Source organism: Escherichia sp. MOD1-EC5433 (genome assembly GCF_002966005.1).
Lineage (GTDB): Bacteria > Pseudomonadota > Gammaproteobacteria > Enterobacterales > Enterobacteriaceae > Escherichia > Escherichia ruysiae.
The window spans coordinates 310,715-323,416 of sequence record NZ_PTRL01000003.1; the positions used below are offsets into that span (position 1 = coordinate 310,715).

A 12,702-nucleotide genomic window follows, 5' to 3' on the forward strand; every position below is an offset into this window, starting at 1 on the left:
CTGTAACTTAATGTGAAAACTCTTAGCAAACAGGATAATGCAATGGAATGGCTGGTCAAAAAATCATGTTGCGATAAACAAGATAACAGACATGTTCTTATGCTCTGCGGTGCTGGCGGTGCGATAAAAATGATCGCTGAAGTGAAGAGTGACTTCGCCGTGAAAGTGGGGGATTTACTCTCGCCTTTGCAGAATGCGCTTTACTGTATTAATCGTGAAAAGTTGCATACGGTGAAAGTCCTCTCGGCAAGCAGTTATAGCCCCGATGAGTGGGAACGACAGTGCAAATCGGCTGGGAAAACTCAGTAACGTTGTTTTGTCGTGGGCAGGAAAATCAGCATTAATCCGCTCACAATACAGGTTACGCCCAGCAGTGCCTTCAGTGAAAACGTCCCTTCCCAGCCAGGAAGTACCATTGAAGCAATCCATACCAGTACATAACTCATACTCAGTAAGGCATAGGCTTTGCTGAGAGCCAGTTGATGTAACGCTTTATACCAGCAAAAAACGGAGATCAGATAACCAGACAATCCGACCAGCAGCATCTGAGCACCGGTATCAAAAGCCAAAAACGCTGCGATAAAATCCCGCCACTGCGTCATCGGCGGCAGATGACTTGCCGCATAACCCAGACTTAATTGTGCTGCAGAAGCAATAATGACGCTGAATAATCCCCACATCAGACCCATTATACGGTACTCCCCAGGATCACAATGCCGCCAATAATGAATGTCACCCCGCACCAGTGACGCATCGATACCGGCTCGTGCCACAGTTTTACCGCAGCCAGCGTCACCCAGACAAAATTCAGACTCAACATCGGGTAGGCAATGCCCACCGGTACATTCTGTAAGACCAGTAGCCAAAGCACCATCGCAAGGCCAAGACAAGCCAGCGCCAGTCCCAGCCACAGTACGATATGTTTGCGCCGTTTGTTTATCGCCACAAAGCAGGTTGCCTGTTTCTGACACAACTGCCCGGCAACGCTAAGCAGGCTGGCAAAGACTAAAATCATCCAGATCATTTTGGGCGGTACTGAATGAGCACCAGACGTCCCTGATGATCGATAGCATCAGCGGGCGGAATGGCGAGGCTGTTGATGTCTTCATCGTGGTCAACCGAAAGCACTAGTGTAATAATCCCCTCCTGGCGATGCTGATTTAACCATTTGGAAAAATTATCACCGCTGACAAATCTCCCTTGCGCATCCGTATAATTAAGGCCGTATTTCAACTCACCCGTCTGACGATACATGATGATGTCATCGCGTTGCAGGCTCCATGCCAGACCTGCGGCAACACCGACGCTATCAGTAAGAATATAGCGGCTCGGCTGAAGTGATTCTTGCGTCATCTCGACAAAAAATTGCGGATGTTTTCCTTCCATAACTCTGTCAGGAATTGAAAATCCTACCAGCAACGCCATCCCCAGCGGGCAAAGTGCGGCAAAAGGCCAGGTTTTATCCACGTTTGTTAAGGTGTACCAGCCGAAAAATGCCCACAGCGAAAAAATAGACCATGAGCAAAAGACTTTATAGATCTCGAAAGTCTGCCAGACAGGTGTATTCATTGGCCCCCAGGGGGAGACAACAAACGTGGCAATAATACCCGTGACGCCAAATGCAATGTTAACCCAGCCATTAATTCGCAGCGCCAGAGGATTATTTTTTGCCGACTGCAAAGCGTAATGCGCCATCAACATCGCTAAAGGCGCAAAGCAGGAGAGAATATAAGTGGGCAATTTGCCTTTGGCGACGGAGAAAAACAGCAGCGGCATCACCATCCAGCTTAACAAATAGACGGTTGCGGAATGATTGCGATTTTTCCAGCCTGCGTAAAGTGCGCCGGGGAGTAATCCCAGCCACGGCAGGCTACCGGCAATGATGACAGGTAAGTAGTACCAGATCGGGGCTTTATGCTGGGCATCATCCATCGCAAAGCGTTGTATATGCTCAACCCAGAAAAAATAGTGCCAGAAATCAGGCTCCCGCTGCGCTATCGCCAGCCCCCAGGGGAGAACCGTTAGGACGCAACTGATAACCGCCAGCCAGCCGTAAATAAAGAAATCTTTCCAGCGTTTTTGCGTCGCTACCCACGGCAGCACGCTTAATACCGGCACGGCGAGGGCGAGGAAACCTTTGGTCATCACCCCCATGCCACAGGTTAACCCCAGCAGCAAAAATCCCGCGCTTTTGCCTCTCCTCGTTTGTGCCTGCATTGCCAGCCAGAAGCTGCACATCCCTGCCACCAGCCAGAATGCAATAAATGGATCGAGCACGGCATAAGTGCCGATGGCATAGACAATAAACAGCGAGAGATAAACCACAGCGGCGAGTAGTGCCAGACGCTTATCGCGCCATAAGCGCAGAGTAAACCAGGCCACCAGCGCGGCGGTTAACAGGGTTGCAAAGATAACACCAGCCCGTACACCAATGTTATTCGCGCCAAATAACCATTGCCCAATACTGTTAATCCAGTATCCGGCAATGGGTTTTTCGAAATAACGTAGCCCTAACAGATGAGGCACAATCCAGTCGCCGGAAGCCAGCATTTCCCGACTAATTTCCGCATAACGCGTTTCATCAGGTTGCCAGAGCAGACGTGTGCTGATCGGTAACACGTAATAACAGACAATAAACGCGAAGAGGCCGATAAGGTAACGTACCGATTTCATCACCGACTACCCGCAGCTTGTTGGCAACCCAGCCAGCCTTCACGTCCGGCAATACTTCCGCGAACGACGTGACCGAGCGGTAAATTCTCTGATAACAAGTCGCTTAAAGGACAAAACATAATACCTGCACGAGCTGCGCGTTTCAGGAGATCCACAAAATTATGCTGATAAGCACAGCCTTCAACTTCTGCATGAATGGTATAAACCGGCGTGCCTTTATCTCGCAGGATGCGGTTGAGCAGCCAGCCGTTGAAATCTTCTGCTTTCACATCCCGACCAATCACTTCATCCCAGGTGGGTAAGGTCACCGGGATTTGCGCAGTGCCGGGCTTTCCTGATTCGAGCAATGGACGAAACGGCATCGCCCCACGACAATCGCTGTTGTAGCGCAAATGGAACGCTTCTTTTGCTTCGATCACCTGCTGGTCGGCACGCCAGCCAGCGGCAGCGGAGCAGGTTACCGGTTGGCCGATAATCTCTTCCAGAGTGCGAAGGCCGTGTGCGATATCGTCGACCATTGTTTGCCGATCCCAGTGACCGATATGGGCTTGCCAGGCATGGTGATCCCAGGCGTGCAGGCCGACTTCGTGGTGTTTAGCCGCTTCACGAATGATATCGGCGTTAGCATGACCAATCTCTTTACCTGGCCATGCCGTACCTGCCAGTAAAATATTCCAGCCATAAAGCGATGCCGCGTTTGAGCGCAGCATCTTCCACAAAAACTGTGGCCTCACCAGTCGCCAGAGATGGCGGCCCATATTGTCCGGGCCAACGCTGAAAAAAATGCTGGCCTGAATATTATGCTTACTCAAGATTTCCAGCAGACGCGGCACGCCTTCACGGGTGCCACGAAAGGTGTCGACATCAATGCGTAAGCCCACTTTGGTCATGATGATTTTTCCGCAAGATCGACAGTGCGCAGGAAGAAATCTAGTGTTTCGTCGATGGTTTCCTGCATATCAATTTTCGGTTCCCAGCCCAGGCAGCGGCGAGCATTGCGGATGCTCGGTTTGCGATGTGCCACGTCCTGATATCCTTTGCCGTAGTAACTGCTACTTTCTACCACGCGAAAGCCTGCAAACGGTGGGAAGTGATGGCGCAGTGGATGTTTTTCGAAGCTCGCCAGCAGCATCTCGCCCAGTTCCTCAATGCTCGCTTCGTTATCAGGATTGCCAATGTTGATAATTTCGCCGTCGCAGCGATTTCCCGCATTTTCGATAATGCGGTATAACGCCTCGATACCATCGCGAATATCAGTAAAGCAGCGTTTTTGTTTTCCGCCATCAATCAGCTTAATCGGTGAACCTTCTACCAGATTGAGAATGAGTTGCGTAATAGCGCGGGAGCTGCCGATTCGTGCCGCATTAAGGTTATCCAGTCGTGGTCCCATCCAGTTAAACGGGCGGAAGAGGGTGAACTGTAAACCCTCTTTTTCGCCATAGGCCCAGATAACCCGATCAAGTAATTGTTTTGACACCGAATAAATCCAGCGTGGTTTATTCACCGGGCCGACGATTAAATTAGAATGGTCCTCATCGAAGTATTTATCGCTACACATCCCATAAACTTCTGAAGTTGATGGGAAGATGATTCGCTTACGGTACTTCACGCAGTAGCGGATAATGCGCAGATTCTCTTCAAAATCGAGTTCAAATACGCGCAGCGGGTTGCGGGTATATTCAATCGGCGTGGCTATCGCCACCAGCGGCAAGACGACATCACATTTTTTGACGTGATACTCAATCCATTCGGAATGAATACTGATATCGCCTTCGACAAAGTGAAAATGCGGATGATTCAGAAAACGGCTTATCGCATCGCTGCCAATATCCAGACCGTAAACTTCATAATGATCTTCGCGCAGCAGGCGTTCTGTCAGATGGTTGCCAATAAAGCCATTCACCCCGAGGATGAGTACCCGGGTACGGCGTCGGGCGGTGCAGACAGGCTGGCTATTCAAGCGTGAACCTTGCACCAGGCCCAGCGTCTGCGCTAATTGCGAGCCTTGTATGGTAATGCCGTCGCCCGCCTGTCCGGTGACGATTTCCAGCGTGCCATAACCACAGGCAATCAACAGCGGTGCAACAGAAATCACGCTGCCCGGTTGTGCGGCAGTAGTAAGAGAATGTACGCGGGACGACCAGACTGTAAATTTCTGATTGCCAACATAACTAAAGGCGCCAGGCCAGGGATCGGCAACGGCACGCACCATGTTGTGGAGTACACAAGCCGGTTTATGCCATTCCAGGCGGCTGTCCTCCGGTGTTCTGCGACCAAAACAGGTGGCTTCGTTCTCACGTTGGGCGATTTCCAGAATATTACCGTGTTTAATCGCGGGTAATGTCTGCTCCAGCAACTGACGCGCGGCGTGGCACAATTTATGATGTAGCGTAATGGCAATATCGTCTGGCGCAATGGCAACGCGCAGTTGGGCCACAATGGCTCCGGCATCGGCGCGTTTCACCATTCGGTGCAATGTAACGCCAGTTTCCGTTTCACCGTTCACCAGCACCCAGTTCAGCGGCGCGCGACCACGATATTTCGGTAACAGCGAACCATGCAGATTAAATGCGCCTGCGGTAGCAAGCTGCAAAATATCGTCACTGATCAGATGGCGATAATAAAAAGAGAAAATCACATCAGGTGACAGTTGGGCTATGCGTTCTACCCACAGCGGATGATTAACGTTATCCGGCGCATAAACCGGAATGCCTCTTTCCGCCGCCAGACGAGCCACCGAACCATAAAATGCTTTTTCGCCAGGATTATCGGTATGAGTAAAAATGGCGCTAATTTCGTAACCGGCAGCCAGCAAGGCTTCAATGCCCAGGCATCCCATATCGTGGTAGGCAAAAACGACGGCTTTCATTATTCATTTTCCTTGCTGGATGGACGGATAACTTGCTGAACAAAATAGCGGGGGCGGGCGCGGACATCGGTGTAGATCCTGCCGATATATTCACCGAGTAATCCCATGCCGATAAACTGAGCGCCAATAAAAGTAAACAGCACGGCAAATAGCATAAAGACGCCTTCTGCCGCCCATTGTGGTCCGAAGGTCAGGCGTAAAATCACCAGCAGTACCGCGATGCTAAAACCTCCAATCGCAATAATGCTGCCGAGCAGACTCAGCATACGTAGCGGCGTAGTGGTAAGGCAGGTCACCAGGTCGTACATCAAATTAATCAGGCGCATAAAGCTGTATTTGGATTCACCAAATTCACGCTCGGCATGATGCACTGGAATTTCAATGGCGCGGCGGGCAAAGATATTCGCCAGAATCGGGATAAAGGTGCTGCGTTCATGGCAGTGCAGCATGGCATCGATAATATGGCGGCGATAGGCGCGTAACATACAGCCGTAGTCGCCCATCGCTTTGCCGGTGGTGCGCTGGATCAACCGGTTAATCATCTTCGAGGCGGATTTACGAAACCAGCTATCCTGGCGGTTCTGGCGCACAGTCCCTACCACGTCGTAACCTTCATCGGCTTTTTCCACCAGATGGGGGATTTCTTCTGGTGGATTCTGGAGATCGGCATCAAGAGTAATGATTAAGTCGCCGGTAACGTGACTGAATCCCGCCATAATTGCCGAATGTTGTCCGTAATTGCGATTAAGCAAAATAGACACAATATGGCTGCCCTCCGCTTGTGAGGCATCGACCAGCATTTGTGCGGAGTTGTCGTTGCTGCCGTCATCAATCAGCAGGATCTCATACTCTTTGCCCAGCGATTCACAGGCTGTGGTGGTGCGCCTGATTAATTCCGGTAAGCTTTCCTGCTCGTTATAAACGGGAATAACCACCGAGACTTTCTTAACAGGGTGGATTTCAAACATGGCTTATTGTCCTGCGAGTTGCTGAAGGGCAGTGATGACGCGGTCGGCATCGGCGGTGGTCATATCCGGGAAAAGCGGCAACGAACAGATGCGTTCGCTATTCCATTCCGTATTCGGCAACGACAGCGTGGGAAAACGCTTGCGATAATATTTTTGCGTGTGGGCGGCGCGGAAATGTAACCCGGTTCCAATGCCTCTTTCTTTTAACGCTTCCATCAGAGCATCGCGGCTGATACCACAACGTTGTTCATCAACACGTATGATAAACAGATGCCAGGCGTGAACGTGCAACCATGCAGGAACGCTTAAAGGCTGGAAAGGGAGAGCTGCCAGTGCTTGCTGATATTGCAGGGCAATGTCGCGACGGCGAGTATTTAGTTGCTCTAATTTATTCAACTGCGTCAGAGCTATCGCAGCGTTAATATCGGTCAGATTGTACTTATAGCCCGGCGTTAATACTTCAGCCTGCGGCGCGCGTCCCCAGGTTTGCCTGTCATATGCATCGACACCCAGACCATGAAATTTCAACATGCGTAACTGGCGGGCGAGGTTTTCATTATCGGTAACAATCAGGCCGCCTTCCGCGCAGGTAATATTTTTGATGGCGTGGAACGAAAAAATAGCGGTGCCCTTTGCACCAGTATGCTGACCTTTGTAATACGTACCGACGGCGTGGGCGGCATCTTCAATGACCGCGATACCGTGGCGTTCAGCAATGGCGCGAATGGCGTCAATATCTGCTGGCGCTCCGGCATAATGCACCGGGATAATCGCTTTGGTGTAGGGCGTAATGGCCGCTTCGATCGCTTCAGGCGTGATCATCAGCGTATCGCGATCAACGTCCACCATCACCGGCTTTGCGCCCAACAGGGAGATCATATTGAGGGTTGAAACCCAGGTCATGGAGGGCGTGATGACTTCATCATCAGCGCCAATCCCCAGCGCCATCAGTGTGATATGCATTCCTGCAGTGGCCGAGCTGACTGCGATGGCATGTTGATTTCCTGTCAACTGGCAAAAGGCCGCTTCCAGTGCCTGATTCTTCGGACCAGTGGTTATCCAACCGGATTCGAAAACCTCTTGAACTGCAGCGAGTTCTTCCGCGCTTATTGCCGGACGCGAAAAAGGTAAAAAGTCTGACATTGTTTTTCCTTCGGCCATTGAATACCTTTTCCCGCTATTTGCTAATATTTTTCATAGGGAATGTTATTTGTATTTTGCCATTTGGAATGAAATTCTAAGGTCAGAACATTAATTTAACCTTAAGGAATGAATATAAGGCTTAAATATTATTTTTTTTGTTTTTGTATCTTATTCAGGCTTTTAATTTGACAAGATTTAAGGCATTTTGCGTGCATCGTAATGTTTTAATACTATCCCAGCCACTATTTACCAGTGAAAATGTCGTTTGTTTTCGCGGTCATTTAGCTGGCTACGCTTGTCTATAGGTGGAGCTTAAGTGTTAGCTTTTTGTCGGACTTCGTTGAAGTCTAAAAAATATATCTACATTTTACTGGTGCTTGGGGCGATTGCGGGGCTGGGTACACATGCTGCCTGGAGCAGTAATGGTTTGCCGCGTATCGACAATAAAACGCTGGCCAGATTAGCGCAGCAGCACCCGGTTGTGGTTCTGTTTCGCCATGCGGAACGCTGCGATCGCTCCTCTAATCAATGCTTGTCAGACAAAACGGGCATTACGGTGAAAGGTGCTCAGAATGCCCGTGAACTGGGCAAAGCTTTTAGCGCGGACATCCCTGATTTCGATCTTTATTCCAGTAATACCGTTCGGACTATTCAATCAGCGACCTGGTTTTCTGCTGGAAAAAAACTGACGGTAGATAAACGTTTTCTACAATGTAGAAATGAGATTTATAACACAATTAAGGAGTTGCAAAGTAAAGCGCCAGATAAAAATATCGTTATTTTCACCCATAACCATTGTCTGACCTATATCGCTAAAGATAAACGAAACGTGACATTTAAACCAGATTATCTGGATGGGCTGGTAATGCATGTTGAAAATGGCAACGTTTTACTGGATGGTGAGTTTGTTAATCGGTGATTTGTTAATATGACAGCCAATAATGGCTGTCATTACTGTTACATCAGACCTTTCAAACGTAACGTTTTCTGAGTGGCGACATTCAAATCATAGTGAGCAAGATCTTCAGGTTTTACCCATGCGTATTCCTGAAACTCTTCGTTAATTTTCACTTCACGGTTGGCAGAGACGCAGTCAAAGATCAGGTAAATCATATAAATCTCTTCCTTGCGACCATCTGCATACGTCTTGATACGAATGTCATCACTGAAAGTCCATGGCGTGATGTCAGTAAGAATCAGTTGCTCGCCCAGCTCTTCTCTGATTTCACGACGTAATGCTTCTTCAATGCGCTCACCGGGTTCTACGCCGCCGCCAGACAGCGCCCATTGTCCGGGGAAAACGCCGCGATCATCGGCCATTTTACACAGCAGATAAGCACCATCATTTTGAATTAAGGGACAAACTATAGTCCGTTGCCGCATGGGAATATTCCTTACCACTGAAAATAAAACAAAAGAATACGGCAATGGATCAACTCGTGAAAGTGGCATTGGCCTTTTTTGCGACGATAACTGCGATGATTATTTTTCTGGCAATCAATTTTTGGTGGCTACTTTTTCTGCACTTAATTATTAAAGAAGTATTTAGTTACAATAAGTGAGCAGATCGCTTTTTTCACGCATTGAATCCTCTGTGTCAGGCAGTACAATCCCGCAGCTTTGGGGACTTTTAATTATCTTCTTGCGGGAAAAGGTAAAAATGAAAAAATTTGCACTGCCAGTTCTGGCTGGAATGCTATTGGTTTCTGCATCGGCAAATGCGATAAGCATTAGCGGTCAGGCGGGAAAAGAATATACCAATATTGGCGTCGGTTTCGGTACTGAATCGACCGGTCTGGCATTAAGCGGTAACTGGACACATAACGATGACGACGGTGACGTCGCGGGCGTTGGCCTGGGATTGAATCTGCCGCTGGGACCGTTAATGGCAACTGTGGGTGGTAAAGGCGTTTACACCAACCCGAACGACGGCGATGAAGGTTATGCCGCAGCGGTAGGCGGTGGCTTGCAGTGGCAAATTGGCGATAGCTTCCGTCTGTTTGGCGAGTATTACTACTCTCCGGATTCGCTCTCCAGCGGTATTAAAAGTTATGAAGAAGCGAATGCTGGCGCGCGTTACACCATCATGCGCCCGATCAGCATTGAGGCGGGCTACCGCTACCTGAACCTGTCGGCTAAAGACGGCAATCGCGACAACGCGGTGGCTGACGGCCCGTATGTTGGGGTTAGCGCCAGCTTCTGATGCCTTCCGGCGCGGCGTTCTGCCGCGCCATTCAGTTTCTTACTACGCCTTATCTCCCTTTGCGTTATAGTGATTCGATAACAAAAGCAGGAGATAACCATGTTAAAAGTGGAAATGTTATCCACCGGGGATGAAGTGTTACACGGGCAAATCGTTGACACTAACGCTGCCTGGCTGGCGGATTTTTTCTTTCATCAGGGGTTGCCATTATCTCGCCGCAATACAGTGGGCGATAACCTTGAGGATTTAGTGACCATTCTTCGCGAACGTAGCCAGCACGCCGATGTGCTGATCGTCAATGGCGGACTGGGGCCGACCAGTGATGATTTAAGCGCACTCGCCGCAGCGACCGCCAAAGGTGAAAGCCTGGATCTTCATGAAGCCTGGCTCGAAGAGATGGAACGCTATTTCCGCGAACGTGGTCGCGTAATGGCGCCGAGCAACCGCAAACAGGCGGAGCTGCCTGCCAGTGCAGAATTTATCAATAATCCGGTTGGTACGGCCTGTGGTTTTGCTGTGCAACTTAACCGTTGCCTGATGTTCTTTACCCCAGGCGTGCCGTCGGAATTTAAAGTGATGGTTGAGCACGAAATCCTGCCGCGCCTGCGTGAGCGTTTTTCTTTGCCGCAACCGCCGGTTTGTCTGCGGCTGACCACTTTTGGTCGTTCAGAAAGCGATCTGGCGCAAAGCCTGGATTCGTTGCAACTGCCACCAGGTGTGACGATGGGCTATCGCTCCTCCATGCCCATTATTGAACTGAAACTCACCGGACCGGCAAGCGAGCAACAGGCAATGGAAAAACTGTGGCTGGACGTTAAACGTGTTGCCGGACAGAGTGTGATTTTCGAAGGCACCGAAGGACTGCCCGCGCAGATCAGTCGCGAATTGCAAAACCGCCAGTTCAGTCTGACGTTGAGCGAGCAATTCACCGGTGGTTTGCTGGCTTTGCAACTTTCTCGCGCGGGGGCGCCATTACTGGCGTGTGAAGTGGTTCCTTCACAGGAAGAAACCCTGGCGCAAACTGCGCACTGGATAACGGAACGCCGAGCTAACCATTTCGCCGGGCTGGCGCTGGCGGTTTCTGGTCTGGAAGATGAACATCTCAACTTTGCGCTGGCTACGCCAGACGGCACTTTCGCCCTGCGAGTACATTTCAGCACCACGCGCTACAACCAGGCTATCCGTCAGGAGGTGTGCGCAATGATGGCGCTTAATATGCTGCGCCGCTGGCTGAACGGTCAGGACATCGCCAGCGGGCATGGCTGGATTGAGGTTGTGGAGTCGTTGACACTGTCGCCACAGGGGGCGTGAAAGAGGGCGTGCCGGGGAGAAGTCTTTTACCCGGCACGTTGTCGCGTTCATTGCAGGCTTAATGGGGCGAGATTGGCATCGGTTAGCTGGGTTGTTGCCAGCACAATCTCACGTTCAAAACCTTGTTCCAGCATTCGTAAGGCGATTTTAATGGCTTGTTCGTGCAAACCTTCCAATTTATCTTCCTGCCAGCCAATTTGGTGTCCTTCCTGCCGTAGCCGTTCAGCAATGGTCATTAATCTCTCCTTTTAATGACAGTTCGGTGGAATATCAGCATCAGTGAGTTGGGTTGTCGCCAGCACAATCTCACGTTCAAAGCCTTGTTCCAGCATTCGTAAGGCGATTTTAATGGCTTGTTCATGCATGCCTTCCTGCAAACCTTCTAATTTACCTTCTTGCCAGCCTTCAATCTTACCCTCCTGCCAGCCAATTTGATGTCCTTCCTGCCGTAGCCGTTCAGCAATGGTCATTAATCTCTCCTTTTAATGACAGTTCGGTGGAATATCAGCATCAGTGAGTTGGGTTGTCGCCAGCACAATCTCACGTTCAAAGCCTTGTTCCAGCATTCGTAAGGCGATTTTAATGGCTTGTTCATGCATGCCTTCCTGCAAACCTTCTAATTTACCTTCTTGCAAGCCTTCTAATTTACCTTCTTGCCAGCCTTCAATCTTACCCTCCTGCCAGCCAATTTGATGTCCTTCCTGCCGTAGCCGTTCAGCAATAGTCATCAATCTCTCCTTTTGTAGTGGTGAACGTTCGGCAATCTCCTGAATAAAGCGGGTGAAACGGGAGGTATCGCCACATTGCAGGAGATAATTAAACAGTGTTTGCAATTGGCTGTCATTAGTGAAGCCTCTAACCAAAAGCGTGGTGATCCTGTCGACCATGCCGATTAAATCGCGGTCGCGAATATGTTTTTGAATAAGTTCCAGCAGGGCTATACGCCGATGTTGCATGATCTCATCGTCAGGTACGATGGTGATATCCACCAACGGAAAAGCTTCGGTGTACAACTGCCGGGCAAGTTGCGGATCGTTAAATTCATCCAGCCAGTTGAGAGAATACGGGTAGGGCGAGGTTTCGCCATGATAAAACAGCAATGGCACTACCAGCGGGACTTTGTCATAACCTTTATCCAGGTGACGCTGCATGGCGGCGGTGGCATAGCGCATCAGCCGAAAGGCCATATTCTTTTCCGCAGAACTTTGATGTTCAATTACGCAGTAGATATAGCCGTCACCTTCGCTGGTTTCTACCGACCACAAAACATCCGAGTAGTAAGCGCGTAAGCTTTTTTCAATAAAACTTGTGGGTTCCAGCCTTAACGTATGCAGATTACACAGCTTACGTAACGGTTCCGGTAGATGTATTTCCAGAAAATCCCGTGCGGTATCGGGTGAGAACATAAAGGTTTTAAATACCGCATCATGCGGGGAGGAGGTTGTTGATTCAGTCATGGTTGTCCGTCACCTGATATTTATGATGACGCGACATTACGGTTATCCCAGGCCTTTGACATCTGCCAGTTTCAGCCT

13 protein-coding genes and 2 pseudogenes are annotated in these 12,702 nt (G+C 49.8%); 4 read left to right on the forward strand and 11 right to left on the reverse strand.

Going from position 1 to position 12,702, the window contains the following annotated elements:
* Positions 1-42 precede the first annotated feature (42 nt).
* Entirely contained in the window at positions 43-309 is a 267-nt protein-coding gene (gene pmrD, locus C3D30_RS08405; protein WP_010350632.1) for a signal transduction protein PmrD, read from the forward strand.
* Here pmrD and arnF read toward each other — a convergent pair.
* The 7 genes from arnF to arnB are packed head-to-tail and all read right to left on the reverse strand — an operon-like array spanning position 303 to position 7,653.
* Positions 303-689, reverse strand: coding sequence for a 4-amino-4-deoxy-L-arabinose-phosphoundecaprenol flippase subunit ArnF (gene arnF, locus C3D30_RS08410; protein ID WP_000523875.1), 387 nt, complete (start codon positions 687-689; stop codon positions 303-305). The two genes, pmrD and arnF, sit on opposite strands and share 7 nt — an antisense overlap.
* Positions 689-1,024, reverse strand: a complete 336-nt coding sequence (gene arnE, locus C3D30_RS08415) for a 4-amino-4-deoxy-L-arabinose-phosphoundecaprenol flippase subunit ArnE (protein ID WP_105286735.1) — start codon at positions 1,022-1,024, stop codon at positions 689-691. The genes arnF and arnE overlap by 1 nt, the downstream gene beginning before the upstream one ends.
* Positions 1,021-2,673: a lipid IV(A) 4-amino-4-deoxy-L-arabinosyltransferase gene (gene arnT, locus C3D30_RS08420; RefSeq protein ID WP_016158674.1), complete on the reverse strand. Its 1,653-nt coding sequence runs from the start codon at positions 2,671-2,673 to the stop codon at positions 1,021-1,023. Before arnT ends, arnE begins: the two co-directional genes overlap by 4 nt.
* Complete coding sequence (arnD, locus tag C3D30_RS08425; protein WP_105285550.1) at positions 2,673-3,563, reverse strand: 4-deoxy-4-formamido-L-arabinose-phosphoundecaprenol deformylase; 891 nt, start codon at positions 3,561-3,563, stop codon at positions 2,673-2,675. The genes arnT and arnD overlap by 1 nt, the downstream gene beginning before the upstream one ends.
* Complete coding sequence (gene arnA / locus C3D30_RS08430) at positions 3,560-5,542, reverse strand: bifunctional UDP-4-amino-4-deoxy-L-arabinose formyltransferase/UDP-glucuronic acid oxidase ArnA (protein WP_105286736.1); 1,983 nt, start codon at positions 5,540-5,542, stop codon at positions 3,560-3,562. The genes arnD and arnA overlap by 4 nt, the downstream gene beginning before the upstream one ends.
* Positions 5,542-6,510, reverse strand: coding sequence for an undecaprenyl-phosphate 4-deoxy-4-formamido-L-arabinose transferase (arnC, locus tag C3D30_RS08435; RefSeq protein WP_000461645.1), 969 nt, complete (start codon positions 6,508-6,510; stop codon positions 5,542-5,544). The genes arnA and arnC overlap by 1 nt, the downstream gene beginning before the upstream one ends.
* A 3-nt stretch (positions 6,511-6,513) precedes the next feature.
* Positions 6,514-7,653, reverse strand: coding sequence for a UDP-4-amino-4-deoxy-L-arabinose aminotransferase (arnB, locus tag C3D30_RS08440; RefSeq protein WP_021551110.1), 1,140 nt, complete (start codon positions 7,651-7,653; stop codon positions 6,514-6,516).
* Between the two features lie 316 nt (positions 7,654-7,969).
* Here arnB and ais point away from each other — a divergent pair, with 316 nt between their 5' ends.
* Positions 7,970-8,572, forward strand: coding sequence for a lipopolysaccharide core heptose(II)-phosphate phosphatase Ais (gene ais, locus C3D30_RS08445; protein ID WP_016158670.1), 603 nt, complete (start codon positions 7,970-7,972; stop codon positions 8,570-8,572).
* A gap of 38 nt (positions 8,573-8,610) precedes the next feature.
* Here the strand turns inward: ais and nudI are convergent, their stop codons facing one another.
* Positions 8,611-9,036, reverse strand: coding sequence for a nucleoside triphosphatase NudI (gene nudI / locus C3D30_RS08450; protein ID WP_001249882.1), 426 nt, complete (start codon positions 9,034-9,036; stop codon positions 8,611-8,613).
* A gap of 277 nt (positions 9,037-9,313) precedes the next feature.
* Between nudI and C3D30_RS08460 the strand changes: the two genes are divergently transcribed.
* Both C3D30_RS08460 and C3D30_RS08465 read left to right on the forward strand, forming a co-directional pair.
* A complete protein-coding gene (locus C3D30_RS08460; protein WP_000712687.1) occupies positions 9,314-9,856 on the forward strand; it encodes a YfaZ family outer membrane protein in 543 nt (180 codons plus the stop codon).
* Between the two features lie 99 nt (positions 9,857-9,955).
* Positions 9,956-11,167, forward strand: a complete 1,212-nt coding sequence (locus C3D30_RS08465) for a nicotinamide mononucleotide deamidase-related protein YfaY (RefSeq protein WP_105286737.1) — start codon at positions 9,956-9,958, stop codon at positions 11,165-11,167.
* Positions 11,168-11,214: 47 nt separating this feature from the next.
* On the opposite strand, the pseudogene C3D30_RS08470 reads toward C3D30_RS08465, so the two are convergent.
* From C3D30_RS08470 to C3D30_RS08480, 3 genes and pseudogenes are all read right to left on the reverse strand, one after another.
* Positions 11,215-11,415: pseudogene (locus C3D30_RS08470) on the reverse strand (Rpn/YhgA-type helix-turn-helix domain-containing protein); the annotation flags it as partial.
* Positions 11,416-11,649, reverse strand: a pseudogene (locus C3D30_RS08475) (Rpn/YhgA-type helix-turn-helix domain-containing protein); the annotation flags it as partial.
* Positions 11,650-12,624, reverse strand: coding sequence for an ISNCY family transposase (locus C3D30_RS08480; protein WP_105286740.1), 975 nt, complete (start codon positions 12,622-12,624; stop codon positions 11,650-11,652).
* Positions 12,625-12,702 lie beyond the last annotated feature (78 nt).

Coding starts and splice junctions, on each gene's coding strand:
- pmrD (WP_010350632.1), top strand. CDS start 43: ATGGAATGGCTGGTCAAAAAATCATGTTGCGATAAACAAGATAACAGA.
- arnF (WP_000523875.1), bottom strand. CDS start 689: ATGGGTCTGATGTGGGGATTATTCAGCGTCATTATTGCTTCTGCAGCA.
- arnE (WP_105286735.1), bottom strand. CDS start 1,024: ATGATCTGGATGATTTTAGTCTTTGCCAGCCTGCTTAGCGTTGCCGGG.
- arnT (WP_016158674.1), bottom strand. CDS start 2,673: ATGAAATCGGTACGTTACCTTATCGGCCTCTTCGCGTTTATTGTCTGT.
- arnD (WP_105285550.1), bottom strand. CDS start 3,563: ATGACCAAAGTGGGCTTACGCATTGATGTCGACACCTTTCGTGGCACC.
- arnA (WP_105286736.1), bottom strand. CDS start 5,542: ATGAAAGCCGTCGTTTTTGCCTACCACGATATGGGATGCCTGGGCATT.
- arnC (WP_000461645.1), bottom strand. CDS start 6,510: ATGTTTGAAATCCACCCTGTTAAGAAAGTCTCGGTGGTTATTCCCGTT.
- arnB (WP_021551110.1), bottom strand. CDS start 7,653: ATGTCAGACTTTTTACCTTTTTCGCGTCCGGCAATAAGCGCGGAAGAA.
- nudI (WP_001249882.1), bottom strand. CDS start 9,036: ATGCGGCAACGGACTATAGTTTGTCCCTTAATTCAAAATGATGGTGCT.
- C3D30_RS08460 (WP_000712687.1), top strand. CDS start 9,314: ATGAAAAAATTTGCACTGCCAGTTCTGGCTGGAATGCTATTGGTTTCT.
- C3D30_RS08465 (WP_105286737.1), top strand. CDS start 9,956: ATGTTAAAAGTGGAAATGTTATCCACCGGGGATGAAGTGTTACACGGG.
- C3D30_RS08480 (WP_105286740.1), bottom strand. CDS start 12,624: ATGACTGAATCAACAACCTCCTCCCCGCATGATGCGGTATTTAAAACC.